This is a genomic window from Vibrio sp. 10N.247.310.17, assembly GCF_041466605.1.
Lineage (GTDB): Bacteria > Pseudomonadota > Gammaproteobacteria > Enterobacterales > Vibrionaceae > Vibrio > Vibrio tasmaniensis_A.
The window spans coordinates 1-23,543 of record NZ_JBFSTC010000044.1 but is presented as its reverse complement, the minus strand read 5'-3'; the positions used below and the strand labels follow the sequence as shown (position 1 = coordinate 23,543).

18 protein-coding genes and 1 tRNA gene are annotated in these 23,543 nt (G+C 40.8%); 14 read left to right on the top strand and 5 right to left on the bottom strand.

Translation table 11 applies throughout. From position 1 onward, the window contains the following. Window positions 1-10: 10 nt before the first annotated feature. The 3 genes from sodB (at window position 11) to AB6D80_RS13455 (ending at window position 2,308) form a co-directional block, all read left to right on the top strand. Window positions 11-595: a superoxide dismutase [Fe] gene (sodB, locus tag AB6D80_RS13465; protein ID WP_004734050.1), complete on the top strand. Its 585-nt coding sequence runs from the start codon at window positions 11-13 to the stop codon at window positions 593-595. 247 nt (window positions 596-842) lie between these two features. Next, on the top strand, window positions 843-1,346 hold the full coding sequence (locus tag AB6D80_RS13460) for a VC2046/SO_2500 family protein (protein WP_277814439.1): 504 nt from the start codon (window positions 843-845) through the stop codon (window positions 1,344-1,346). Window positions 1,347-1,624: 278 nt separating this feature from the next. Beyond that, on the top strand, window positions 1,625-2,308 hold the full coding sequence (locus tag AB6D80_RS13455; RefSeq protein WP_017099967.1) for an SDR family oxidoreductase: 684 nt from the start codon (window positions 1,625-1,627) through the stop codon (window positions 2,306-2,308). 185 nt (window positions 2,309-2,493) lie between these two features. Here the strand turns inward: AB6D80_RS13455 and adhE are convergent, their stop codons facing one another. Beyond that, window positions 2,494-5,202, bottom strand: coding sequence for a bifunctional acetaldehyde-CoA/alcohol dehydrogenase (gene adhE, locus AB6D80_RS13450; RefSeq protein ID WP_017099472.1), 2,709 nt, complete (start codon window positions 5,200-5,202; stop codon window positions 2,494-2,496). A gap of 640 nt (window positions 5,203-5,842) precedes the next feature. Between adhE and AB6D80_RS13445 the strand changes: the two genes are divergently transcribed. Together AB6D80_RS13445 and AB6D80_RS13440 are read left to right on the top strand one after the other, a co-directional pair. Then, window positions 5,843-6,481 (top strand): YchE family NAAT transporter, encoded by a 639-nt coding sequence (locus AB6D80_RS13445; protein WP_004734056.1) that lies wholly within the window; start codon window positions 5,843-5,845, stop codon window positions 6,479-6,481. A 149-nt stretch (window positions 6,482-6,630) separates the two neighbouring features. Next, on the top strand, window positions 6,631-7,473 hold the full coding sequence (locus tag AB6D80_RS13440) for an ion transporter (RefSeq protein ID WP_372188747.1): 843 nt from the start codon (window positions 6,631-6,633) through the stop codon (window positions 7,471-7,473). A 138-nt stretch (window positions 7,474-7,611) separates the two neighbouring features. Here AB6D80_RS13440 and asd read toward each other — a convergent pair whose 3' ends face one another. After that, window positions 7,612-8,730 (bottom strand): aspartate-semialdehyde dehydrogenase, encoded by a 1,119-nt coding sequence (gene asd / locus AB6D80_RS13435; protein ID WP_012603520.1) that lies wholly within the window; start codon window positions 8,728-8,730, stop codon window positions 7,612-7,614. Between the two features lie 500 nt (window positions 8,731-9,230). On the opposite strand from asd, the gene nhaC reads away from it, so the two are divergent. Then, the gene (nhaC, locus tag AB6D80_RS13430) at window positions 9,231-10,667 is read left to right on the top strand and encodes a Na+/H+ antiporter NhaC (RefSeq protein WP_017098219.1); all 1,437 of its coding nucleotides are present in this window, start codon (window positions 9,231-9,233) and stop codon (window positions 10,665-10,667) included. A gap of 96 nt (window positions 10,668-10,763) precedes the next feature. Here the strand turns inward: nhaC and AB6D80_RS13425 are convergent, their stop codons facing one another. The 3 genes from AB6D80_RS13425 to yejK form a co-directional block, all read right to left on the bottom strand. Beyond that, a complete protein-coding gene (locus tag AB6D80_RS13425; protein ID WP_371701333.1) occupies window positions 10,764-11,942 on the bottom strand; it encodes a chemotaxis protein in 1,179 nt (392 codons plus the stop codon). 76 nt (window positions 11,943-12,018) lie between these two features. Further along, on the bottom strand, window positions 12,019-13,545 hold the full coding sequence (locus tag AB6D80_RS13420; RefSeq protein WP_372063793.1) for an Hpt domain-containing protein: 1,527 nt from the start codon (window positions 13,543-13,545) through the stop codon (window positions 12,019-12,021). A gap of 96 nt (window positions 13,546-13,641) precedes the next feature. Next, on the bottom strand, window positions 13,642-14,646 hold the full coding sequence (gene yejK / locus AB6D80_RS13415; RefSeq protein WP_372063791.1) for a nucleoid-associated protein YejK: 1,005 nt from the start codon (window positions 14,644-14,646) through the stop codon (window positions 13,642-13,644). Between the two features lie 84 nt (window positions 14,647-14,730). Between yejK and AB6D80_RS13410 the strand changes: the two genes are divergently transcribed. From AB6D80_RS13410 to AB6D80_RS13375, 8 genes are all read left to right on the top strand, one after another. Continuing rightward, complete coding sequence (locus tag AB6D80_RS13410) at window positions 14,731-14,958, top strand: YejL family protein (protein ID WP_004734063.1); 228 nt, start codon at window positions 14,731-14,733, stop codon at window positions 14,956-14,958. A 27-nt stretch (window positions 14,959-14,985) separates the two neighbouring features. Beyond that, window positions 14,986-16,782, top strand: a complete 1,797-nt coding sequence (locus AB6D80_RS13405; protein ID WP_372188740.1) for a DUF3413 domain-containing protein — start codon at window positions 14,986-14,988, stop codon at window positions 16,780-16,782. A 138-nt stretch (window positions 16,783-16,920) separates the two neighbouring features. After that, window positions 16,921-17,011, top strand: a tRNA-Ser gene (locus AB6D80_RS13400). Between the two features lie 85 nt (window positions 17,012-17,096). After that, window positions 17,097-17,516, top strand: coding sequence for a DUF6538 domain-containing protein (locus AB6D80_RS13395; protein ID WP_372188739.1), 420 nt, complete (start codon window positions 17,097-17,099; stop codon window positions 17,514-17,516). Window positions 17,517-17,587: 71 nt separating this feature from the next. Beyond that, on the top strand, window positions 17,588-18,379 hold the full coding sequence (locus tag AB6D80_RS13390) for a tyrosine-type recombinase/integrase (RefSeq protein WP_372188737.1): 792 nt from the start codon (window positions 17,588-17,590) through the stop codon (window positions 18,377-18,379). Between the two features lie 401 nt (window positions 18,380-18,780). Continuing rightward, window positions 18,781-20,556: an ATP-binding protein gene (locus tag AB6D80_RS13385; RefSeq protein ID WP_372188734.1), complete on the top strand. Its 1,776-nt coding sequence runs from the start codon at window positions 18,781-18,783 to the stop codon at window positions 20,554-20,556. A 28-nt stretch (window positions 20,557-20,584) separates the two neighbouring features. Then, window positions 20,585-23,014: a hypothetical protein gene (locus tag AB6D80_RS13380; RefSeq protein WP_372188731.1), complete on the top strand. Its 2,430-nt coding sequence runs from the start codon at window positions 20,585-20,587 to the stop codon at window positions 23,012-23,014. 94 nt (window positions 23,015-23,108) lie between these two features. Then, on the top strand, window positions 23,109-23,507 hold the full coding sequence (locus AB6D80_RS13375) for a hypothetical protein (protein ID WP_372188729.1): 399 nt from the start codon (window positions 23,109-23,111) through the stop codon (window positions 23,505-23,507). Window positions 23,508-23,543: the final 36 nt, after the last annotated feature.

The following is a 23,543-nucleotide window of genomic DNA, read 5'->3' as shown; positions in this document are numbered from 1 at the left end:
GAATTGAGCAATGGCATTTGAACTACCGGCTCTTCCTTACGCGAAAGACGCGCTAGAACCACACATCTCAGCAGAAACGCTAGATTTCCACCACGGTAAGCACCACAACACTTACGTTGTTAAGCTAAACGGTCTTATCCCAGGTACTGAGTTTGAAGGCAAAACACTAGAAGAAATCGTTAAGACTTCTACTGGTGGTGTTTTCAATAACGCTGCTCAAATCTGGAACCACACGTTCTACTGGCACTGTCTTGCTCCTAAAGCAGGCGGCGAACCAACAGGCGCGGTTGCAGAAGCGATCAACGCTGCATTCGGTTCTTTCGAAGAATTCAAAGCGAAATTCACAGATTCAGCAATCAACAACTTCGGTTCTTCTTGGACTTGGTTAGTTAAGAAAGCTGACGGTTCTCTAGACATCGTTAACACTTCTAACGCTGCGACTCCTCTAACAGAAGAAGGTGTTACTCCACTTCTAACTGTTGACCTATGGGAACACGCTTACTACATCGATTTCCGCAATGTTCGCCCTGACTACATGGCTGCATTCTGGAACCTAGTAAACTGGTCTTTCGTAGAAGAGAACCTAGCTAAGTAATTATTACTTACGCTGCGCTATTTATAGCGAGTTATCTATTGAAAGCTCATGCCTCGGCGTGAGCTTTTTTGTATCTGTCGTATTCTAATCAATGCGAACATTGCGAAACGAACTAGCAGATCGAGCCGACTTTTCAACCTATTCTTACCTTTCTCAATCGCCCTACATAAATTCGTTATTTGCCTGTAATTAAACTCTAAAGTTTGCCAACTCCGTGCCGTTAAAGGTGTATCCAATGAGAGGCAGCATGCAAATACATACTTTAGACAAAGCAGGAATCATCAACGAACTGAAGTTCGGCATCGGGATCAGCCAAGCGGTTGAGCAAGGTCGCCGTGCAGATTTTGCGTTGCTGCTATCTATGTTTTCTAATGATGTTCGCGACTGTACTCCCATCGACACTATTGACGTCACTGAAACGACTGAAGATCGCTTACGTAAGCAATTTGGCGTAGCAGAACCGCAACAACTGCGTTCAAACCAATCGTCGTATGAAATTTCAGCACAACAATCGAATCACTTTCATCAAGCTAGCCTTGCCAGCGCCAAGCTAAGCCACTACTTGAAGCCTGAAGCACTTGCTTTCATGCCAGAAGATACAGCCGACTTCCCCGAAGAGATTTACCAAAACCTTTCTGGTCATGACAGGCGTAAACTGGCAAGTAAACAGTTACCTGATTTACCAAATGCGACGCTCTACAACGAGCTGTCGACAGCTCAACGTCAGTATCAGATTCAGGCGCAAGTATAGCCGCTGCCTAGCCGTCCTCTTTCTCACTCAATATTCACGACTATTCTTTGTTCGATCTCGCTTTTTGAATGATTGATGTAGGCAATATGAACCATCACCTTTGGTCATCATAAAAACCGGAGATGTCGGTTAACACTTGAAGTTACTGCAAAATGTGACCTGCCACAAAGTTCATAAAAAGTTATCAATGGGTACACCTTAGTTTGAGCCAATTCACACCCGCTGTATGAAATTTAACCCATCATTATCCAACATGGACGATTTGCTTAGGTACTGGGATGGAAATAAAAAGCTCAATTATATTGGTAACATCTGCCGGCTCGCGATTGGGAGGAACGATTGCGAATCACTTTGTTAACCTTGGAGCCACTGTCATCCTTTGTGATAAAGACGCAAAAGCACTTCAGGCGACTTATTTACAATGTGCCCGCTTCTCCGACTCTGTTTACCATTACACGCTCGAAGGGAATGACAGCCAAGCTATCCTCAGCGTATTTGATTTTATTCAAGCCACCTTTAACACTACACCCGATGTTCTGGTCAACAATTGGATAAGTTCCCCAATGCCTAGTCTAATTGGCGATCAGCCTGTCAGTAGCTTTATCAATGATCTGTCTGCTATGGCATCGACCCTTTTCGCATTTGGGCAAATCAGTGCAGAGAGGTTACGAGAGCAAGACAAAGAAGGCGTAATTGTGAATGTGATATCTCACGATGACTTTCATGATGTGTCAGGCTTAGAGAGCGCAAACTCCATGATTACCGGCTTTACCCATAGCTGGGCGAAAGAACTGACGCCATTTGGTATTCGAGTCGGTGGCGTTGTCCCTGCCGTTCATAACTCCGAAGGCAAGCTCAATGGGTGTCACTGGGCACAACTGCAAGACGAACTGACCAGAACAACGGAATACATTGTCTCGAATGACTACTTCAGTGGGCGAGTTGTCGCAGCTGAGGTTTAACTCCCTATTCCAATTGAACATGACTGGCTCAGCTCATATTAAGTAGCAGAGCTATTGCCTTTCAATCCGTTTTACAAACTAACCAAACATAAAAAAAGCCCCAGTCTCTCGACTGGGGCTTTCATCTTTTCCCGATAGATAAGTATCGTGCTAGCGAAAACCTATCTCAAACTAATGCTTACTTATTATGCGTTAGCTTTTTCTTTTTTAGCTTTTGGTGCTGCTTTTTCTTCAGCTGGCTTTTGGTCAGCTTTCTTCAAAATTACAGTCGTACCTTCAAAAGTTTCACCTTCAACGTATGCTTTACCGAAGTAAGACGTTGTTAGAACTTCTTTAAGCTCAGTGATTAGAGGGTAACGTGGGTTAGCACCTGTACACTGGTCATCGAACGCTTCAACAGCTAGCTCGTCTAGTTTAGCGATGAAGTCAGACTCGTTAACACCCGCAGCCTGGATAGACAGTGGGATGTCTAGGTCAACTTTAAGCTCTTCTAACCAAGTCAGTAGACGTTCAATCTTCTGAGCAGTACGGTCACCAGCTTGGCTTAGGCCTAGGTGGTCAGCAACTTCAGCATAACGACGACGTGCTTGTGGGCGGTCGTACTGAGAGAATGCAGTCTGCTTAGTTGGGTTATCGTTCGCGTTGTAACGTACAACGTTTGAGATAAGTAGTGCGTTTGCAAGACCGTGTGGTAGGTGGAACTCAGCACCAATTTTGTGAGCCATTGAGTGACATACACCTAGGAATGCGTTCGCAAAGGCAATACCAGCAATCGTTGCAGCGTTGTGTACTTTCTCACGAGCGATTGGGTCTGCTGAACCGTTTTTGTAGCTTGATGGTAGGTATTCTTTAAGCATCTTAAGAGCTTGTAGAGCTTGACCATCTGAGTATTCGTTCGCAAGAACTGATACGTAAGCTTCAAGAGCGTGAGTTACTGCATCGTAACCACCGAACGCTGTTAGAGACTTAGGCATGTTCATTACTAGGTTAGCATCAACAACAGCCATGTTTGGCGTGATTTCGTAATCCGCTAGCGGGTACTTAGCACCTGTTTTGTCGTCAGTAACAACCGCGAATGGCGTAACTTCTGAACCCGTACCTGAAGTAGTAGTGATACATACTAGCTCAGCTTTTTTACCCATTTTAGGGAACTTGTAGATACGTTTACGGATATCCATAAAGCGCATTGCTAGTTCTTCGAAGTGAGTTTCTGGGTGCTCGTACATAACCCACATGATCTTAGCAGCATCCATTGGAGAACCGCCACCTAGAGCAAGGATTACGTCAGGTTGGAAGCTCTTCATTGCTTCAGCGCCTTTCTCAACAACAGACAGTGTTGGATCCGCTTCTACATCGAAGAATACTTGAACTTCAATACCTTGCGCTTTAAGCAGGCTAACTACATCGTCTGCGTAACCGTTGTTGAATAGGAAACGGTCCGTTACTAGGAATGCGCGTTTCTTACCTTCTAGGTCGCTCATAGCGATTGGAAGGCTGCCACGACGGAAGTAGATAGACTTAGGTAGTTTGTGCCACAACATATTTTCAGCTCGCTTCGCTACAGTTTTCTTGTTGATAAGGTGCTTAGGACCTACGTTCTCAGAGATAGAGTTACCACCCCATGAACCACAACCAAGAGTTAGAGAAGGTGCAACGTTAAAGTTGTACAGGTCACCGATACCACCGTGAGTAGTCGGGATGTTGATTAGGATACGAGCCGTCTTCATCTTGTCACCGAAGTAACGGATGCGATCTGCGTTTACGTCTTGGTTAGTGTAAAGACCAGATGTGTGACCGATACCACCGATTTCAACCATAGTTACTGCTTGAGCAACAGCGTCTTCGAAATCGTCTGCGCGGAATAGACCTAGAGTTGGAGACAGTTTCTCGTGAGCAAATTCGTCATCGTAAGAAACTTTACCAAGGCCTTCACCTACAAGTACTTTTGTATCAGCAGGAACTTTAACACCCGCCATTTCAGCGATTGCAGGAGCAGGTTGACCTACGATTTTAGCGTTTAGGTTGCCGTCGATAAGAAGAACTTTACGTACTTTATCTGCGTCAGCTTTAGATAAAACGTGAGCTTTGTGAGAAGCAAAACGCTCTTTAACTTCGTCATATACTTCGCTAACTACGATTGCAGCTTGCTCAGAAGCACATACAACACCGTTATCGAATGTTTTAGACATAAGGATAGATGCTACTGCACGTTTGATGTCAGCTGTTTCATCGATAACTACAGGAACGTTACCAGCACCAACACCGATAGCAGGCTTACCAGAAGAGTATGCTGCTTTAACCATGCCTGGACCACCAGTAGCAAGGATAAGTGCGATACCGTCGTGCTTCATCAGCGCGTTAGAAAGCTCTACAGATGGTTGGTCGATCCAACCGATGATGTCTTTTGGTGCACCCGCTGCTACAGCTGCGTCTAGAACAAGCTTCGCTGCGTCATTAGTTGAGTTCTTTGCACGTGGGTGTGGCGAGAAGATGATGCCGTTACGTGTTTTAAGAGAGATTAGAGATTTGAAGATTGCTGTAGAAGTTGGGTTCGTTGTTGGAACGATACCACAGATGATACCTACAGGCTCAGCGATAGTCATTGTGCCTAGGCTTTCATCTTCATCAAGAATGCCACATGTTTTTTCGTCTTTGTATTTGTTGTAGATAAATTCAGATGCAAAGTGGTTTTTGATAACCTTATCTTCAACAATACCCATTCCAGATTCAGCAACTGCTTGTTGTGCAAGTGGGATACGAGCGTGGTTAGCAGCAAGAGAAGCTGCGCGGAAGATTGCGTCTACTTTCTCTTGAGAGAATGTTGCAAACTCTTCTTGTGCTGCTTTAACGCGTGCTACTAGAGCATCAAGTTCCGCTAAGTTAGTTACAGGCATGGTGGATCTCCTAAAATAATAAATATTAAAAACTTTTTATTAATTTCGCTGCTTGCTTTTAACCTCAAACAACAACGTTCTTAGTAAATTGCTTTCAGGACTGAGTATATTATTTCACAGTGTAAAAAAAATTGACCCAGATCAGTTACCCAAAAAGAATTAACCAAAAAGTAGTAAGGCAATCGCAAAAACATGCTTAAGATGATGATTTATATAGATTAAAATCACATTTTTCGTTAGTTCAAAACACAAGCAAACAGACAAACTTTTTCTACATAGAGTCATAAACTGTAAAAAAGTTTCATTTTTAGTCAGTTAAATTACATGTATACAGCCATATTCGTGCTACTGAGAGTATATCCATACCGTTGCACGGGCTAGATTTTGACATAATTTTTATTAAATTCGTGCGGCAGTTAACAGTTACTCGATAATAAATTACAAAATGAAACACTAACAACCAACTCGCAACACCGCCAATACAAAAGTGATATTCAATTAGTTTTTCTAAAAATAATCCCCTATTTCAGGTTAGTTTTTTTCATTCGTGCAAATCCGAGTTGTCCCTTACATTACGCGCTCAGACTATTCACCGAATCAAACCTTCAACCTTAAAATTCGCTAACTGGAGATCGCTCTCATGCAAGGCTTAGAACTCGCAATTTTTATGCAATTCTTCCTTGGGCTTGTTGCTGCCGTAAACCCAATCGGCATCATGCCTGTTTTTGTTTCCCTTACTGCACATATGCCGCCAGAAGAGAGGAACAGGACAGCCTTACAAGCAAATATTGCCGTTGCCGTTATCCTGATTGTGTCGCTTGTCGCGGGGCAAATGCTGCTTGATATGTTTAGCATCTCCCTGGATTCATTTCGTGTTGCAGGTGGTTTGCTATTATTGAGCATCGCATTTTCGATGATGAGCGGTAAGCTCGGTGAAGATAAGCAGAATAAACAAGAGAAATCTGAATACATCAGCAAAGAGCAAATCGGTGTTGTTCCTCTTGCGATGCCATTAATGGCGGGCCCCGGGGCAATCAGCTCGACCATTGTTTACGGATCTCGTTACCCTGCAGCCATTGATACTGTGGGAATTGGCATTAGCATCATCGCGTTTGCAACCTGCTCTTGGCTTCTGTTCCGTTCAGCGCCGGTTATCGTTCGCTTTTTAGGTCAAACGGGTATCAATGTGATCACGCGTATCATGGGCTTGATTCTTGGCGCATTGGGCATCGAGTTCATCGCCAATGGCCTACGTAATTTGTTCCCAGGTTTGGCATAACGTTTAACGGTAATCCGGTTGCTCTATAAAGGGCAACAATATTGCAATATAGATGAGGCGAGTAAAGCAATTGGGCTTTCACTCGCCTCGTTATTATGAAGCTTGTATAATGACTGTTAATGCATTTAACAAAAGATGAATCTCTCCTTATGTCACGCAAGCCACTCAAGCATCATTTGTACGTCATTATCTTTGGTACTCACACGCCAGCCGGACGTGCATTTGATATTTCTCTGATCGTTGCAATCTTGGCTTCGCTATTGGTTCTGATCTTAGAATCCATCCCTAATGTCATGACCGAATGGTCACAGCAGCTGCGTTATATTGAATACACTTTTACTGCTCTCTTCACTCTTGAGTATTTGTTGAGGCTCTATTGTTCTCCGAAACCAAAATCTTATGCCACCAGCTTTTATGGTGTCGTGGACCTATTGGCGATTCTTCCGACCTACTTAGCGATCATCTTCCCAGGCGCTTCATTTATGGGTGTGGTAAGGCTGCTGCGTGTGATGCGTATCTTCCGAATCCTAAAACTGGTTCGCTACCTGCAAGATTCAAACATTCTGTTACGTTCACTTTTAATGGCAAGACGAAAGATACTGATCTTTTTCAGCACAGTTGGCATCTTAGTTGTTATCTTCGGCGCGCTTATCTTTGTTATTGAAGGGCCAGAAAATGGCTTTACAAGTATTCCCCACAGTATTTATTGGGCAATCGTAACCATTACGACGGTTGGCTACGGTGACATGATCCCTCAAACCGCGTTAGGGAAAGCGATCGCTTCTCTGACCATGCTATTGGGTTACTCTATTTTAGCGGTACCGACAGGGATTATTACTGCAGAGCTCAGCAATGAGATGAACTCGCACAAAGAGTTGGTAAAGTGTCCGAACTGTAACCGCGCCGGCCATGATTCGGATGCTATGTATTGCAAACACTGTGCGGGTGAATTGGCAGACCCCGACAAGCGTGTCGTTACTGAAGAGAAATAAAAGCAGACTCGAGATGCGAAGAGGTTTAAGGGCAGTTTCGAGGGCCGAATAACGAGATATCAATAAACTAAAAAGGGTTGACGTTTATCGTCAACCCTTTCGGTTTATCAGCTAATAGAATTTAAGCAATCTTGCCGATTACGCTTTCTCCGCAAGGATAATGCGCAGAGTACGGCGTAGTGGTTCTGCAGCACCCCAAAGTAGTTGGTCACCTACCGTGAACGCATTCAGGAAATCGTTACCCATCGACATCTTACGCAGACGACCGACTGGTACAGACATTGTGCCTGTTACTTTCGCTGGTGTTAGCTCCTGCGCAGTGATGTCTCGGTCATTAGGAATCACTTTAACCCAATCATTGTGCGTCGCGATGATCTCTTCGATCTCGTCCATAGGCACATCTTGCTTAAGCTTAATCGTTAGTGCTTGAGCGTGACAACGCATTGCACCGATTCGTACACAAGTGCCATCAATTGGGATTGGCTGACCATCTAGGCCAAGAATCTTGTTCGCTTCAACGCCGGCTTTCCACTCTTCTTTGCTTTGACCGTTTTCACGCTTCACATCGATCCAAGGAATCAGTGAGCCCGCAAGCGGAGCACCGAACTGATCGGTTGGAAATGAAGATGAACGAATGGTATCAGCGACTTTCTTATCGATATCAAGAATTGAACTTGAAGGGTTCGCTAACTCAGAACTTACGCTGTCGTTGATCACACCCATTTGTGAGATCAGTTCACGCATGTTCTTAGCGCCCGCACCTGAAGCGGCTTGGTAAGTCATGGCACTCATCCACTCAACCATGCCTTTCTCGTATAGACCACCCAAAGCCATAAGCATTAAGCTCACAGTACAGTTACCGCCTACGAAAGTATTAGTCCCGCCGTGGATACCTTGTTGGATTTGAGCCAAGTTAACAGGATCAAGAGTGATGATTGAATCCGCGTCCATACGTAAGGTAGAAGCCGCATCAATCCAGTAGCCTTTCCAACCTGCTTGACGCAGTGCTGGGTATACTTTTGAGGTGTAGTCTCCGCCTTGACAGGTAATCACCGCATCAAGCTGTTTTAGGCTATCAATATCAAAAGCGTCTTGAAGTAGACCCGCATCTTTACCACCCAAAACAGGGGCAGGAATCCCAATCTGAGACGTGCTGTAATAAACAGGTTCAATCAAGTCGAAATCTTTCTCTTCAACCATACGTTGCATCAATACAGAACCAACCATACCGCGCCAACCAACTAGACCTACTCTCATCGCTCACTCTCCATGTATAAATTAAAAATTGCTCTCCCCCATCTATAAGTTTTTCAGAAACAGAACTCAAGTGATTTTTGTCAAAAAGTGTAACTTTTTCGTTTCTTTTAAGTGAACGCAATGAATCGTGCAGTTATCCCTGTATCGACATTTAATATCCACCTCATTGATAAAACGCCCATTATCCTCAAATTCAAACATTTGCATCGCCAAAGCAGCTTAATCCCACTCGCGTCACAAACAGTAAATCCCTCTTTTTAATCAATACTATCCAGAATAATACTTCACAAAACGAAAACAACGTGCGACAAGTTTCAACATGTAAGAACTATGAATTTAACAATATTTCAGATAATGAAACCATGATTAACTGTGCTAGCAGTCAAATATCACAACTTGGACGTATTTTTTCGATATAATAAACTAATTACTGTAGTGTCCGTTTTGCACCACACACCATAACGAAGCACTATAAATGCTCGAAATCACAAGAGGCTTTTATGAAGCAGAGTAAAACTCGCCTACCGAACCTATTGCAGGTATTCATCGCGTTAGGACTATTTCTATCCCTTGCTTTTTCCTTTACTGCAAAACTTGACCTTCCAATTCAACTTGCCTTGTATATTGGCTGGTTCATTATCATGGTTCTCGGTATTCGCCTTGGCCACGAATACAAAGACTTAGAAAAAGCGGCACTCAAAGGAATATCCAATGGCTTAGGCGCGGTTTTAATACTTTTAGCCGTTGGCGCTCTTGTTGGTACTTGGATCTCAGGCGGGATCGTACCTACTATCATTTACTATGGTCTGAAAGCTATCCACCCTTCTATCTTCCTTTTAGCGACCATGATTATCTGTTCTCTAACCGCATTGGCAACTGGTACTTCTTGGGGCGCTGCGGGTACAGCAGGTATCGCGATGATGGGTATTGGCCAAGGCCTAGGTGTTCCAGCACCGATTACTGCAGGTGCAGTGCTGTCAGGTTGTTACTTCGGCGACAAGATGTCTCCACTTTCTGATTCAGTGATTCTGGCTTCTTCAATGTCTGGTGTTGAAGTGGTTGAGCACATCAAGGGCATGCTGCCAGTTGCGTTAATCAGCTACGTGATTACTGGTATCATGTTTACTGCGTTTGGTTTTCACTACGCAGGTAACGTTGACATGAGCCAAGTAGATTCTGTCATTAAAGCAATGGAAGTTCAGTTCTACATCACGCCTTACTCATTTGTCCCAGTACTGATCGTGCTTGGTCTGTTGGCTTTCCGCATGCCTTCATTCCCGGTAATCAGCTTCGGTTCTCTGCTAGGTATTATCTGGGCAGTCATGATCCAAGATATCGATTTCCTAACGGCATTCAATACTGCTTGGGCACCGTTCTCTATCTCCTCTGGCGTAGAGTTTATTGACTCGATTCTTAACCGTGGCGGCATGTCTTCAATGCTTGGTTCGGTAGCGGTAATTGTGTTTGGTTTAGGTTTTGGTGGCTTACTGGATAAAGTGGGCGTATTAGAGACGATTGCTAAGGTGTTCGAGCGCCGAGTAAATAGCGCAGGCTCTCTAGCAACAAGCACGATCGGCACGGCCTTCATGGGTAACGTATTCGGTTCTGCAATGTACGTATCGTTAATCCTAACGCCAAAAATCTGTGCGAAAAACTACGACCGATTAGGTTACCAACGTAAAAATCTATCTCGTAACGCTGAGTTCGGTGGCACGTTAACTTCAGGCATGGTTCCTTGGAGTGACAACGGCATCTACATGGCGAGTATTCTTGGTGTCGCAACGCTCTCTTATGCTCCGTTCATGTGGTTGAGCTTCATCTGTATCCTCGTGACTATCGTAACGTCTTACATGGGTTGGTTCGTTGATAAATGTGAACCAACAGCACCAGCGCTTGAAACTGAAGAAGCCGCAGAACTGAGCAAGCAACAAGCTTAAGCTAAGGCTTTAGTGCGTAAGCACAAAAATGTTGATGATATAAATGCCAAAAGAGCGCTCTAGAGCGCTCTTTTTTGATCTACTTAATTACTGAATTTATTTGCTAGCGGTTCGTTTACCCAACCAATAACCGATGCCTAACGGTGCAAAGAACACCACCAAGATAAACAGGATGAAGTAAATAATCACACCTTTGATCAAGTCCATCAGTTTATCAATAGCGAGTACCACCACCTCTTGAGAGACGCGATCAAGATCTTGTGTAAACAGTTCCCTTTCAGAAGTCACAATGCCTGCAATTTCAATACGCTCTTTCGCAATCATCGCGACCAGAGCTTCTCTCTCTCGTGTCACCATTTTTTCTAAGGCTACACGTTCTTCAGTGAGCATCGCCAATTTTTGATCTGTCTTATCACTTAGGTCGTTGAGCAGAGGCTGCATTTCTGTCGACATAATAGAAGCCAATGTTTGCATGTACTCAGGGTTATTCTCAATGAAGTCCTGCATGCTTGCTGATGTTTGACGAAGGCTTTCCAGCGTCATAGATAGGTCTTCACCCGTTAGCGAGCTATTCATCGCCACCAACTCAGCTTTCCACGTCATCAATTTCGGTGTTTGGTCAGCCATTAGGCTTAAACGGTCTGATGCATCGCCCATCGCCTCCGGCATGGTACCTAGGCTTTGAACGATTTGAGATTCGTCTTTACCAAGGTAACTTAGCCATTCACGGTAAGCGGGTGTGCTTCTGAAGGTAAGATCTTTAAAAGGATTACTCGCGGCAAACTCTTCGACGAACGCTTTGCTGTTCTTGAAATCACTCGAGCTCAATACACCCTTTGCTAGCTTCTCAGCTTCTTGGTCAAGAGAACGAGCAGTCTCTACCGCATTATCCGTCACGAACAGATCCGCGCCATCGCCTTGGCTATAAAACTGATTCATTTGTGTTGTGAAAACCCATGAGTCAATTAATGCTGACATTGGGGAAGTTTGGTACGCCGCTTGTTGTAAGCCCTGCTCAGCATGGATCTTCCAAAGCAACACATAAGATTGATGTAAGGTGTCATCAGCAGGGTAAGATTGCGCAATGAGATCGGCCGAGTCTTCTACTCGTGTAAAAAAAATCTTGGCGTATTCACGCGTCATGATCCGAGCCTGTAACTCTTGCTGAGTAAGAGGCGTCGTTTGACTGTCTAGCTTAACTTCCAAGAGAGAACAACCACTTAGCACAATGCTAAGCACCAACACGATCCAATTTCGACTCGAAACTCGTGACATATAAACCTCTGACAAAGACTAAGGGCGCGGATTGTATGAGCGCTTCGTCAGAGTATTGTCAAAAAACCTGTAAAAGTTAACGTTGGGTATTTAAATAGTCATGAGCAGAATCTACAGAGGCTTTTATCGCTAGCTCTAGTTCAGCTAAATCGTGCTCACTGATGGCTCTGGACTGCTTCATTGTCATTTCAATAGTCGCTGCAATGATCGCTAGCCGAGACGCTTTGATGCTGCCAGCCACACCTTTTAAGCTGTGCACAATGCGAGCAGCAGAGGTTTCATCCTTAGTGAGCAGAGATTTGAATCTGGTATAGTCATCTGCGTGATCTTCGACAAAGACCCCTAGCAACAATTCAACAGACTCGGTATCGCCATCAAGAGTCTCTAGCATCTCTTCAATATCAATCGCTGGCTTTGAATCCGTCACACTGGCAATGTGCTTCTCTGGCTCTTGCACTTGTTCTGGTGTCCGCTGAGTTGGGGGTTGCTGAATAGAGTTTTGCTGAACCGGAACATGTGGAATAGGTTCTTGCAAAATCGGTTCTTGTGAAATAGCTTGCGGGCTTGTCGCACAAATACTCTGCTGAGGTTGGGTATCAGAATGTTGACTCGCTTGCGTAATATCTAATACTGATGGGGGATTACTTGGTGGCGTCACCGCGGAAGAAACAGTATCGCTATGAGAAACAATATTATTGCGAGAAGCAGTATCGTTACGAGAAGACGTATCTTTGTTGGAAGTAGAGAGAGCATCGTCCTGACTTGAATCGATGACTGGTTCCTGTTTGAGTGCTTGGTCTACTTCTTTCTTCGATTTTTGGGACCTAACGCTCCACAACAGTAACGCAATCATTGCCACTAAGCTTAAACCTAGCATGATCAATAATAGGTTGTATTGACGATCATGGAACTCAGCTTCAAGTTTAATGATCTGTTCGTTTACTGAATTCTTCTTAATTTTATCGACTAAATAATTGAGCTGAGCGTAATCACTCAGCAATGCTGAAGCATCAGCCAGTAATTGTTGGAGTGCATCTTGCTCTTCGGATTTTAATGAATAAGATTTTTCAAGTATAGAATCAAAGGCGCGATAAGTTGCTGATGAACTTTGGTTATCGGAATACATCGCTTCAAAAACGACGACACCAAATTCGTTGAGTAGCGGCTTTAACTTAGGGGAAAGTTGTGTATCTGTGCGTAACACTTTGATGTTATCGACGATATCTTGCACCTGACTTTCTATCGGAATGAATTCATCAAATTTTTCTAAAAATTGATCGGCAACGTAAAGCAGTTGGTTCACATCAGGACGAAACAAGGCGTGTTGGAAATCAGATTCTATCTGCAGTCGGATCGAATAAACCAATTGAGCATCGAGTGCTAAATCATTAATGCGAGAGACTCGCAGCGGCTCAGAGAAATAAAGCGATTGCCTCAATTCATTAACGCGAATACCGAGTTCTTCAATTTGAGCGAGCGAGTGAGAGTAAGAACGGCTTAGATTAAGGAGAGCCAGTGAAGGAAGTAGCCACAGAGCCAAGAGTGCAACCAAAAAAGTTGCGGGTCTTTTAAAGCGATTGGGCTTTGCTACTGATTGTTCCATCGATATTCCTTGTTCATGCGAACTCTAAACCATTATGTTGCTAAACATAAACAAGCGACAACAACCTGCTGTCGCTTGCTACCTAATAACTTCGGACTATGACTTATTGCGAGTCAGTTGATCACGTAAGTTCGGTGGCGTCCCTTTAATGGTTAGCGTGTCTGTCTCTGGATCGTAGAAGATACGCTCACCTAAAAGCAGACTATCAAAACTAACATTCAAACCGCCACCAGCACCAACAAATTTTGTTAGTTTACGCATAGTTGCGCGGTCTGCTGGGAAGCTGTCTTCTAACTCGTAGCCTTGCTCACTAGTATAGTCAAAGAAGCTTGTACCATCTGTGCTTGCTGGCAATTCTCCAGAAAGTTCACGAACTTGAACTTCATCACCCGCTTTAAGCTGTTCGTTACAGTAATCCGCAACTTGTTTTTTATAGCTGATCGCTTCTTCTTTCTCTAACTTAGAGTCAGAAACAAAGTCTTCTACCGCTTGCATCAATACTTGGTTTTGCTGCTTAGCATCCAAGCCTACTTCTGCTTGAAGGAAGTCTAAGAAGAAGTCAGCGACTTTACGACCAACGCGCCCTTTAATATAAGTAAGGTAACGGTTTGACTCTTTGTCTGTGTCGTATGTTGAAAGATCAAGGCGCGCAACAATATCCATCTTCGAGATATCCAGGTAATCCGTCGCACTAATATCTAGCCCTTCGGTCACTTTCAAACTTTGGTTAGAAGGCAGTAGTCCGATGAAAAGGTAGTCTGTCGCCAGTGATTGATATTCAGCCAGTACCAAAGTACCTTCATCAGCAAAAGGATACTTTGAAAGCTCATCTTTTAGACGTAGCGCACTTTTTTGAGAGAAATCATAAAAACTTTGTTCTCCAGCTCGAAATTCATGCAACGACTGCTGGAATTCGCTGTCGGATTTGAAAGAACCAAATCCTTTACCTGCTTTTGAATCAAAAACTCGGTGAAGTTCAGCGACTAGGTTTTCAGATGCAGTATCGTTTTCTAGAGATTCAGCACGATAGTTAACAATCAGCTCTTCCTGATCGTTCTTGCTTAGCTGGTGTAAAATTACGTTGGAAAGGTGAAGGCTCATAGTGAAAATATTACCGTTCAGGTTTCAGTTGTTGTGCATAGTAGGTTATCATAAGCCGCTTTTACTATCATTATTAGAGTCCTTATGCCGATTATATCTAAATACACAGATGATCAAGTTGAAAAAATCCTAGCTGAAGTAGGTGCTGTACTGACTAAGCACAAAGCTTCACCTGAGCTTTCATTGATGATCGCTGGAAATATCGCAACCAATGTCTTAAATCAGAACGTTGCTGCTTCACAACGCAAAGGAATTGCTGAAAAATTTGCCGAAGCTTTAATTTCTTCTCTTGAAGATAAAAAGTCTCACTAAGTTTGATTGACGGAAAAAGAATTATAAATGGTAGACAGCGCAAACTCATATAGCGATCGTGTATCTCGACTGGTAGGTTGGGGCCACTGGTTTGCATTTTTCAACATCATTGCTGCGATGTTGATTGGTACTCGTTATATTACTCAATCTGCTTGGCCAGAAACCCTATTGGGTCAATTCTATTTGGCTGCATCATGGGTTGGTCATTTTGGATTTTTGGTGTTCGCGCTCTATCTATTAGTGCTGTTCCCACTCACTTTTATTCTTCCGTCGAGGAAGTTATTACGTTTGGTTGCCGTTATCTTCGCAACCATAGGTTTAACTGTCCTACTGATTGATACTCAAACGTATCAAAATATAAACCTCCACCTGACACCTGTCGTGTGGGAGGTTTTATTCAGTGGAGAGGAGTCTGCACTCACTTCTGATTTGCAGCACCTCTTCATTGTAATGCCACTAATCTTCTTATTGCAGCTAGGTCTGTCTGAGTGGGTTTGGCGTAAGCAACGTAAACTGTCTCATAAACACATTGGCCGTCCTATTACTGCCGTCTTCTTCTTGTGTTTCATCAGCAGCCACTTGACCTACATGTGGGCTGATGCGTATTTCTACAACCCAATTACAAGCCAGAAAGCGAATTTCCCACTGTCTTATCCTATGACAGCAAAAAGCTTTATGGAAAAGCATGGTCTATTAGACCGTGAAGAGTATTTACAGCGTTTAGAAGCGAACCAAGAGAACGTAAACTTAGTTAGCTACCCGCTAGAAAAAATTCAATACAACCGCCGCAGTGCTGATCTTAATATTCTGCTTGTGAGTGTGAATAATCTTCGCGCTGATGCACTCAATAGCACTGCAATGCCAAGCAGCTATGCCTATGCACAACAATCGATCAACTTCACCAATCACTACAGTTCAAGTAACGACATGTTTGGTATTTTCGGATTGTTCTATGGCCTTCCTAGCAGCTACGCAAGCAGCATCAAAGCACAAGGTTCGAGCGCAGTATTACTCGATGTGCTAAAACATCACAATTATACACTTGCCGCTTTTAGCGGTGATGACTTTGACGACGCACTTTACCCGGAAGTCATCTTCCGAGGTCGTGATGCACTCCCAGAGCAAGCAACAGATGATGACCAAAGCGCAATACAAGCTTGGTCTGAATGGGTTCAATCGCCACAAGCAAAAAGCCCTTGGTTTAACTTTATTGAGCTAACAACGCTCGATAACTTCTCTAGTTACGAAACAGATGTGACGTTGACTACAGCTGAGCGTTTTACTGCAGATTACCAAAAATCGACTCAAGCGGCTGATGTTCAGTTAGCGAAAATCTACGCAGAGTTGGAGCGCCTAGATCTTCAAGACAACACAGTGGTTATCATTACCTCTAACCATGGTACTGAATTTAACGAAACGAAAACCAATAGTTGGGGTGCAAACTCCAATTACAGTCGTTACCAACTACAAGTGCCTCTGTTCATCAAATGGCCAGGTAAGTCGGCATCTGAATATACTCACCGTTCTAGTCACCTAGACGTGTCAGTCACGCTAATGCAAGAGCTATTAGGTGTATCTTCGAACCCGACTGACTTCAGTAGCGGTCGTAGCCTGTTTGATGAGCGTAGAAGAAAATGGATTCTCGCAGGAGACTCACGTGAACTTGCTCTTGTTACTGACCAACAAACAACGGTGTTAGATAAGTTTGGTAACTACAAATTGTACGATCAGAATTACAAACGTCTGAAAGATGTAAGCCCTCGCTTGCCAGTGTTGATGCAAGGCCTTACTGAGTTACAGCGGTTCTATACCAAAAATGACTAAATGATCATCAAAAAGAAAAGGGAAGCCAATGGCTTCCCTTTTTTATTGCCGTGAATGATTAGAAAACAAGCAACAAAACAAAATTATGAAAATTAAGGGTTTACAAGATCCTCTGCCCCTTATATTATTCACGCCACTGGAGGGATGGCTGAGTGGTCGAAAGCACCGGTCTTGAAAACCGGCAACCGTTAATAGCGGTTCTAGGGTTCAAATCCCTATCCCTCCACCAAATTAAAAGATTAAACCGCTGTTTTTACAGCGGTTTTTTTATATCTGTACTATCGAAAATCGCCTTGCACAGAAAGGTGGCACAGATGTACTTATTAAGACTTCCAAATAGCGTCTACTATACTCGTATCGCTACTCCACTTTCACTCCGTGAAAGTGGTTATCCTAACGAACTAAAATTCTCCCTACTTACTCGTGAGCGTAAAACCGCTTATCGTCGAAATGTTGAGCAAGTTCAATTGCTTCATGCGTTGTTTGAGAAAGCCATTGCGCTCTCTTTAACGATTATCGAATTTAAAACTGAACTGGCTCAGTCGATTAACGCCCTACGAGCGGCTTATAACGCACAACCTGAGACTCAAACCAAAGCCCCCAAGCTTGTGGTAGACCCTTCACCAAAAATAAAAATTGCTACTCCCTTACCTGTTATTACCTCAGTTACGCTCACTGATTTTATTCAATCTAAGCAATTAGAAGGTGTCACACAACTCACCCTTAATCAGTAGAGCAACGATGTAATGATTTTTTAGGCTATCTAAAAGAATTAAATACAGATAAGCCCACCAATAGTATTGCAATGCACTATCGAGACCGATTACTCAAACGAAAATTAAGCAGCAAAACTTTAAAAGACTACATTGCGGCAAATAGACAGTTTTTTAATTGGTGTTTAGCTCATGAGCTTATTACGGCTAATCCATTTGCTGTCGTCAAAACATCCTCTAAAAATGCAAAGAGTGCTCAAGAGCAACGACAACGTTGGAAAACTGAGGATTTACAGAAATTATTCTCAAACGACGCTTATCGCAAACAAAACACGGATTTTAAATGGATAACCTTATTGATGCTTTATCAAGGTTGCAGGCCGTCAGAAGCTTGTCAGCTTCAAGTTCGGGATATCAAGCAAGGCGAACTACCTTGCATCCAGTTCTCGGACTCAGGTGACGCTCAGAAGCTGAAAAACCAGTTATCCAATCGAACCGTGCCCATTCATCAAACATTGTTAGATATGGGCTTCTTAGCCTTTGTGAAAGCTCGCCAGCGAGCAAAAGAAACACAGCTTTTTAATGTCAAACCTCGCGGTGCAGATAATGATTGGTCAAAGGATTATAGAAAGACCTTCGGCAACATTCTTAATGATGTGGGCTTTAAAGCAGGACAACGAGCAACCGCCTATTCATTCCGCCATACCTTTATTGATGAGTTAAAACGAGCGAATGTCGAAGAGCATGTGGTTTCTGAAATTGTAGGCCATAAACATCAAAACATGACCTACGGTAGATATGGTAAACGACTGGAGCCAGAGCAGCTTGTAGAGGCCGTAAATCTATTTCGTTTAGACGACATAGATATCAGCTTAAGTGCATAAATGATATTGGGGACAACCTCGAAATAGGCGTTCACTGAAAGTGTGACGACAATGCAACCCGCTGCGCTATCGTCACACTTTTGCTACGCAAAAGATGCACGATAGCTGCGGGCAAGAGGAAAGCCTCTTGACTCCTAGCGCAGGCAAGTAGCGCTGTTTAGAGCAAAAGGGCTTCATATGGTGGTCTAACAGTTATGTCATTTTTACTCTCATTGCTAATTCTGATTATATTCTTATTTCAATGCTGACTTTTCATTCATGTGCACTCGCTTTTTCGAATATTCTCTTTAAAGCATTGTTAATCAATATTTTGCTTGAAGATAGATGATACACGCTATACAAAGTAGAGATAAAGCTTAAAATAGAATCGATTAAATTAATGTCAAAAGGCGAAAATTGGTTTGAATTTAAATAATGCACATGAAGGCTATGATTACCAAGATTTGATAACAAGCTACTTCATTTTAAAAGAGATTTTAGATGGTAATCTCGATAGTGTCTTTTCAATAGATAAAAAGAACACGACTGGTAGTATCCCTGATAGGTTTGATGACTTAGTCATTACTAATGGTGCCGAAATACAGCGGAAGCAGATTAAGTACAGTAATGACACTGTATCAAAAATACTAATAAAAGATTACCTTTCAGGTGATGCCCATTATAAAATTGCAATCCATAAATTATTTGAAACGTGGCAAAACCTTAAAACCCCTAATACTGAATTTAGATTATGCTTAGCTTGGGACGAACCTGTTGATGAAGATATTACAAGGGTTTTAGAGCTACTACCTGGTAGATCATCATTTAATAATTTTTCAACAAAGGTTTTTAAAATCAATCTTGGCCGTCTATGGGAAGAGAACCCAGAGAATTTTAACCGTTGGAAGAGTCTAAGCCAGTACGTAAAAGATAATAATACAGATAGAAGTGAATTTAATGATTTTTGTAATGATTTACTTATTGAAGTCAACTTACCTAAAGCAAGTTTAGAGTTTAATAGGCCAAGACAGTTAGAAGAAATATTAATAGAACAAGCTCAAAAATTAGGGATTGGACAATACCCTAATAATGATATTTATATCTCTGATTTTTTAGAAAGATTAGCTAAAATATCTGGAGCGTATAGAACTCGTTCAGCTCAAATTTCAGCTAGAGATATACTTATTGAATTGCGAGTAAGAACGGATTTTGGCCGTATTGAACAAAGATTCGAAATTGATCAAAATAAAAATATTACATTTGATGAAAAAAACAGTTTATTTATTGATAATGTCATTGCCAACAATAAAACGTTATTGATTGGTGAACCAGGTTCAGGCAAATCATGGTTCTTAACAAATTTGATTGACTATTTAACGAGGAAAGAGCATGTCGTAATTCGACATTATTGCTTTACTAGTACCAATGATTCACATTTTGAAGAGAGAGTTAGTTCAGACGTTTTTTTTGGTAACTTGATAAGTGATATTGAAAGATATTTTCCACAAGCTAAAAAAGAAAAACAGCACCTATATGCTTCTAACCTAAAAGAACTAAATGTATTATTAGCCGCTGTTGATGAACCCATAATAATCATAGTTGATGGATTAGACCATATTGACAGGGTTTTAAAAACCTCCTCTGCTTTGTCTAAAGAAAAGACAAGAATTATTGAGTACATATCAAAGATCGAACTACCCGCTAACGTCAGTATTTTATTAGGATCCCAGTCTACGGTCGAGGTTGATATTTTAACAGAAAGTAATGACTTTATAAGAGTACAGTTACCTAAATGGGATATTGAAAATACTAAGGAGCTGATGGAGAGGTTTGAATGTGAAGATATCCTAATTAATGGTCAAAATCTATCGACTCTACTTAATGAAAAAAGTGAAGGAAGCCCACTTTATCTAACTTATATACTAAAGACTCTTAATGATTATCAAGCTATTACTGACGAGCTTATTGATAACCTGCCTAAATATGATTTTAACCTAAAAAACTATTATGAATATCTAACAAGTCAAATCGGAAATAATACAACATCTGAAATATTATCTTGCTTAGAGTTCGCTGTTAGTAAAAAAGAACTCAAAGAAATAATACCGATGAAGCGTCATTTTACTTCTGACATGAAAGTATTACCTCCTGTTATATCAGAAAATAGTTCTAGGGGGGGGCTTAAAATTATATCATGATAGCTTTAGGAGGTTTAACATTGAGAAATTGTCTTCTATAGAAGACATTAAAGAGATATATGAATACATAGCAAATTGGTTAATTAATAATGACTTTTATGAAAATGATAAGTCTTACAGATATTTATTAAACTACTTAATCCTTTCAGAACGGTATGAAGATGCGAGTGCGTATGCAGAGAACAGTTTTTTATCCAAAAGTCTGTATCACGGTCATTCAGAGTCATTAATAAAGAGTAATTATAAAAATTTTTTACATGTGGCCGAGAAATCACAAGACTGGCCTCTTTTCATTTATGCTAGTGAGTTGCATAGAGCCATTTCAACAACTAACTCAGAGGAGCATCATAGTCAGTTTTTAGAAAATTTCGAGTTGTATTTTGAAGCAATTTGCTCTATCTACGGGACAGAAAAAGCTAATGCACTTTTATTTTTTAATGACGGAAAAAACTTCAGCGACAGAATTACAGCTAAAGGTTTTATGATTTTACAAAAATATGGCTATTCCCCACAGTGGGAAAAAGTCAAAAAGTTGTTTGAAAAGAGTATTGCACCAAATAACTTCAAATACTTTGTGAATTATTTGATACAAGAAAATAAAGATCTAAGTAGTTATTTTACTAAAGCAGTATCAATAGATAATACTGATTACCTGAAAATTTTCACTGTTGAGGTCTTTAAGCATAAAGGTTTTGAAGAGATACATAATCATTATCAACGTATTGATAATGATGAAAATGAAACGATTGCCCTTATAATTAATGATGCTTTAGAGGGAACAAGTTGCAAGGAAAGGCTTCCTGTTAATATTGAGCAAACATATAAATTAGAACCTTTAGACTTAAGCTTCATTGATGGTTACATTAAGGAAAATGAACTGGATAGGTTTTATTTTAATGTAAAGCAACATGCACACTCTGCGATAGATACATTAACAGAATTCGAAAAAGGAATACCTTCAAGCAATTTTTTTCACAATTGGATAAAGTATTTTATTAGGTTATTGCTTATCGAAGCTAAGCCTTCCAATTTAGATAAAGAAAGTGCAATTGTCGAAAATATTGATTTTTTAGCGAGTGATACAGCTCCCTATAAAGGTACGCCAAGAGCGATAGATTTTACTCATAGTAATGGCGGTTTGATTGATCGTACTATTATAAAAAGTCTAAGGTACATCGAGTCGAAAGATGCATGGGAACAGGTTGTTACAGCATTAAATAAAATTCCTTATCCAACTCTCTCTATAATAGAAAATAATTTTTTAAATGAAAATAACATCCATTTTATTCTTGCTACCTATAAATCTTTTGGGCAATCGGATAATGAATATTATAGTCAATATGCAGACTATTCATTCAAGAAATCTATTTACTATGGGAAAATAAATGAGCTAGATGAAGCAAAAAAGGAATTAGAAAAAGCACTCCAATTAATTACTAGTTATACCTTTCGTAAAGATACAACTCTCACAGAGGTCATCGAACCATTATCAGCTATTAACAACATTAATCCAGATTTCGCAAAGGACTATTCTAAAAGACTAAAGTACCTAACTGATGCCGTAATGAAGCATACGGAAGAAGGTAAAGGCATTAGATGGCTGACTATAGAGTGGTTTGAGCAATTTTTGAATATTGATTATGAGTTAGCCACTACGTACTTAGTTAATGAGTTTTTAACGAACGAGTATTTCTGGAAGCTAGATTACATGTTTGTTGCATACCTGAAAAAAAGTTATTCTGTTAACCCTTTAATTCTTAATTTTCTTTACAAATTGTCCCCAACAAATAATAGAGATGATTATCTCGACGGTTTTTTGAGGGTAATTACTCAGTTAGTAGATATAGATGAAAGGCAAGCGGGACTATCCTTAATCAACTTATCAGCAAGAGATTGGAATGATTCATCTCATACATTAACTGATAAAGTTGAAGCTAAGTTTCATGAATTAATGACTCAATTTGGAATAGTCACGCCAATATCCAATAAAAATTCAAAAAATCAAACTTTAATTAGTACATCTACAAATCAAGAACTGAGCGTAAGCTTAATAGAATCATTTTGCAAAGAAGTGTCATTGAGAGATAAAAATGAAACTGAATTACTAGAATATTATGATAAAAAAGACAAGCTATCTGATGAAGATTTAAATTATCTTTATTTTTATTTGGAAGAGATTTGCAACGACCAGCTTGCAACGGAACTATTAATTCCAATTATAACAAAAAAATTTCCAAGTGATAGTGAAGAGCATTCTAAAAAAATCAGGGGGTTAATTGAACAATTGTCTTTGTCAGACGATATTAAAATTTTTCTATTTATTAAAAATTTCATTTATTCTAAGGATGGTTGGTTTTCGAGCTTTGTTGACAAAGAATCATTAAAAAATGCTGTTAAAATTGATAAAAATGAGTCATTAAGAGTATTGGCAAAATCGCTGCGTAAAATCGCTGCGTAAAATATTTTCTAATTCTGATTTTTTATATAAATATGTTGCCAATCTAATTATTGCATTTGAACATGCAGGCTTAGAAGATGAATCGACTTTATCAATGTACAAAAAGAGTTTTGACTTTATTGAAAATAGATTACCAGATAAAAATGATTTTAAATGGGAAAGTGTAGAGAGCGTCGAATTATCAGATATGAATCATGATGAACTAGCTATAGTAGTAATTCTTAGTAAAACAAAAAACTTAGATGCCTTTGTACAAAAGGATATCATTGTAGCTATTAGCTATCTCATGAAGCACGATGATACATTATTAATAAAACCCTTTAAGTGGTTTTTTAATAATATAGAGCGTTTTCATCAATTGTCGGTTGCAGGTATATTAGAACTTTTTGTCGTCGAAATAGAAAGCCACTCTGTATTTTTGAATAAGGTTAAAATTGAATTAAAGAAGGCTTTTATTATTGAAAATTTATATATCCCCTATCTGGCAGGGTAGTTGTCACTGTTAAAATTTAACCAGTTTGGGCGATAA

Excerpts from the sequence above, each read along its gene's own strand:
- nhaC (WP_017098219.1), top strand. The coding sequence starts at position 9,231 with ATGAAGCAGAGTAAAACTCGCCTACCGAACCTATTGCAGGTATTCATC.
- AB6D80_RS13390 (WP_372188737.1), top strand. The coding sequence starts at position 17,588 with ATGCACTATCGAGACCGATTACTCAAACGAAAATTAAGCAGCAAAACT.
- AB6D80_RS13410 (WP_004734063.1), top strand. The coding sequence starts at position 14,731 with ATGCCGATTATATCTAAATACACAGATGATCAAGTTGAAAAAATCCTA.
- AB6D80_RS13455 (WP_017099967.1), top strand. The coding sequence starts at position 1,625 with ATGGAAATAAAAAGCTCAATTATATTGGTAACATCTGCCGGCTCGCGA.
- yejK (WP_372063791.1), bottom strand. The coding sequence starts at position 14,646 with ATGAGCCTTCACCTTTCCAACGTAATTTTACACCAGCTAAGCAAGAAC.
- AB6D80_RS13420 (WP_372063793.1), bottom strand. The coding sequence starts at position 13,545 with ATGGAACAATCAGTAGCAAAGCCCAATCGCTTTAAAAGACCCGCAACT.
- sodB (WP_004734050.1), top strand. The coding sequence starts at position 11 with ATGGCATTTGAACTACCGGCTCTTCCTTACGCGAAAGACGCGCTAGAA.
- asd (WP_012603520.1), bottom strand. The coding sequence starts at position 8,730 with ATGAGAGTAGGTCTAGTTGGTTGGCGCGGTATGGTTGGTTCTGTATTG.
- AB6D80_RS13375 (WP_372188729.1), top strand. The coding sequence starts at position 23,109 with ATGTACAAAAAGAGTTTTGACTTTATTGAAAATAGATTACCAGATAAA.
- AB6D80_RS13440 (WP_372188747.1), top strand. The coding sequence starts at position 6,631 with ATGTCACGCAAGCCACTCAAGCATCATTTGTACGTCATTATCTTTGGT.
- AB6D80_RS13425 (WP_371701333.1), bottom strand. The coding sequence starts at position 11,942 with ATGTCACGAGTTTCGAGTCGAAATTGGATCGTGTTGGTGCTTAGCATT.
- AB6D80_RS13445 (WP_004734056.1), top strand. The coding sequence starts at position 5,843 with ATGCAAGGCTTAGAACTCGCAATTTTTATGCAATTCTTCCTTGGGCTT.
- AB6D80_RS13460 (WP_277814439.1), top strand. The coding sequence starts at position 843 with ATGCAAATACATACTTTAGACAAAGCAGGAATCATCAACGAACTGAAG.
- adhE (WP_017099472.1), bottom strand. The coding sequence starts at position 5,202 with ATGCCTGTAACTAACTTAGCGGAACTTGATGCTCTAGTAGCACGCGTT.
- AB6D80_RS13395 (WP_372188739.1), top strand. The coding sequence starts at position 17,097 with ATGTACTTATTAAGACTTCCAAATAGCGTCTACTATACTCGTATCGCT.
- AB6D80_RS13405 (WP_372188740.1), top strand. The coding sequence starts at position 14,986 with ATGGTAGACAGCGCAAACTCATATAGCGATCGTGTATCTCGACTGGTA.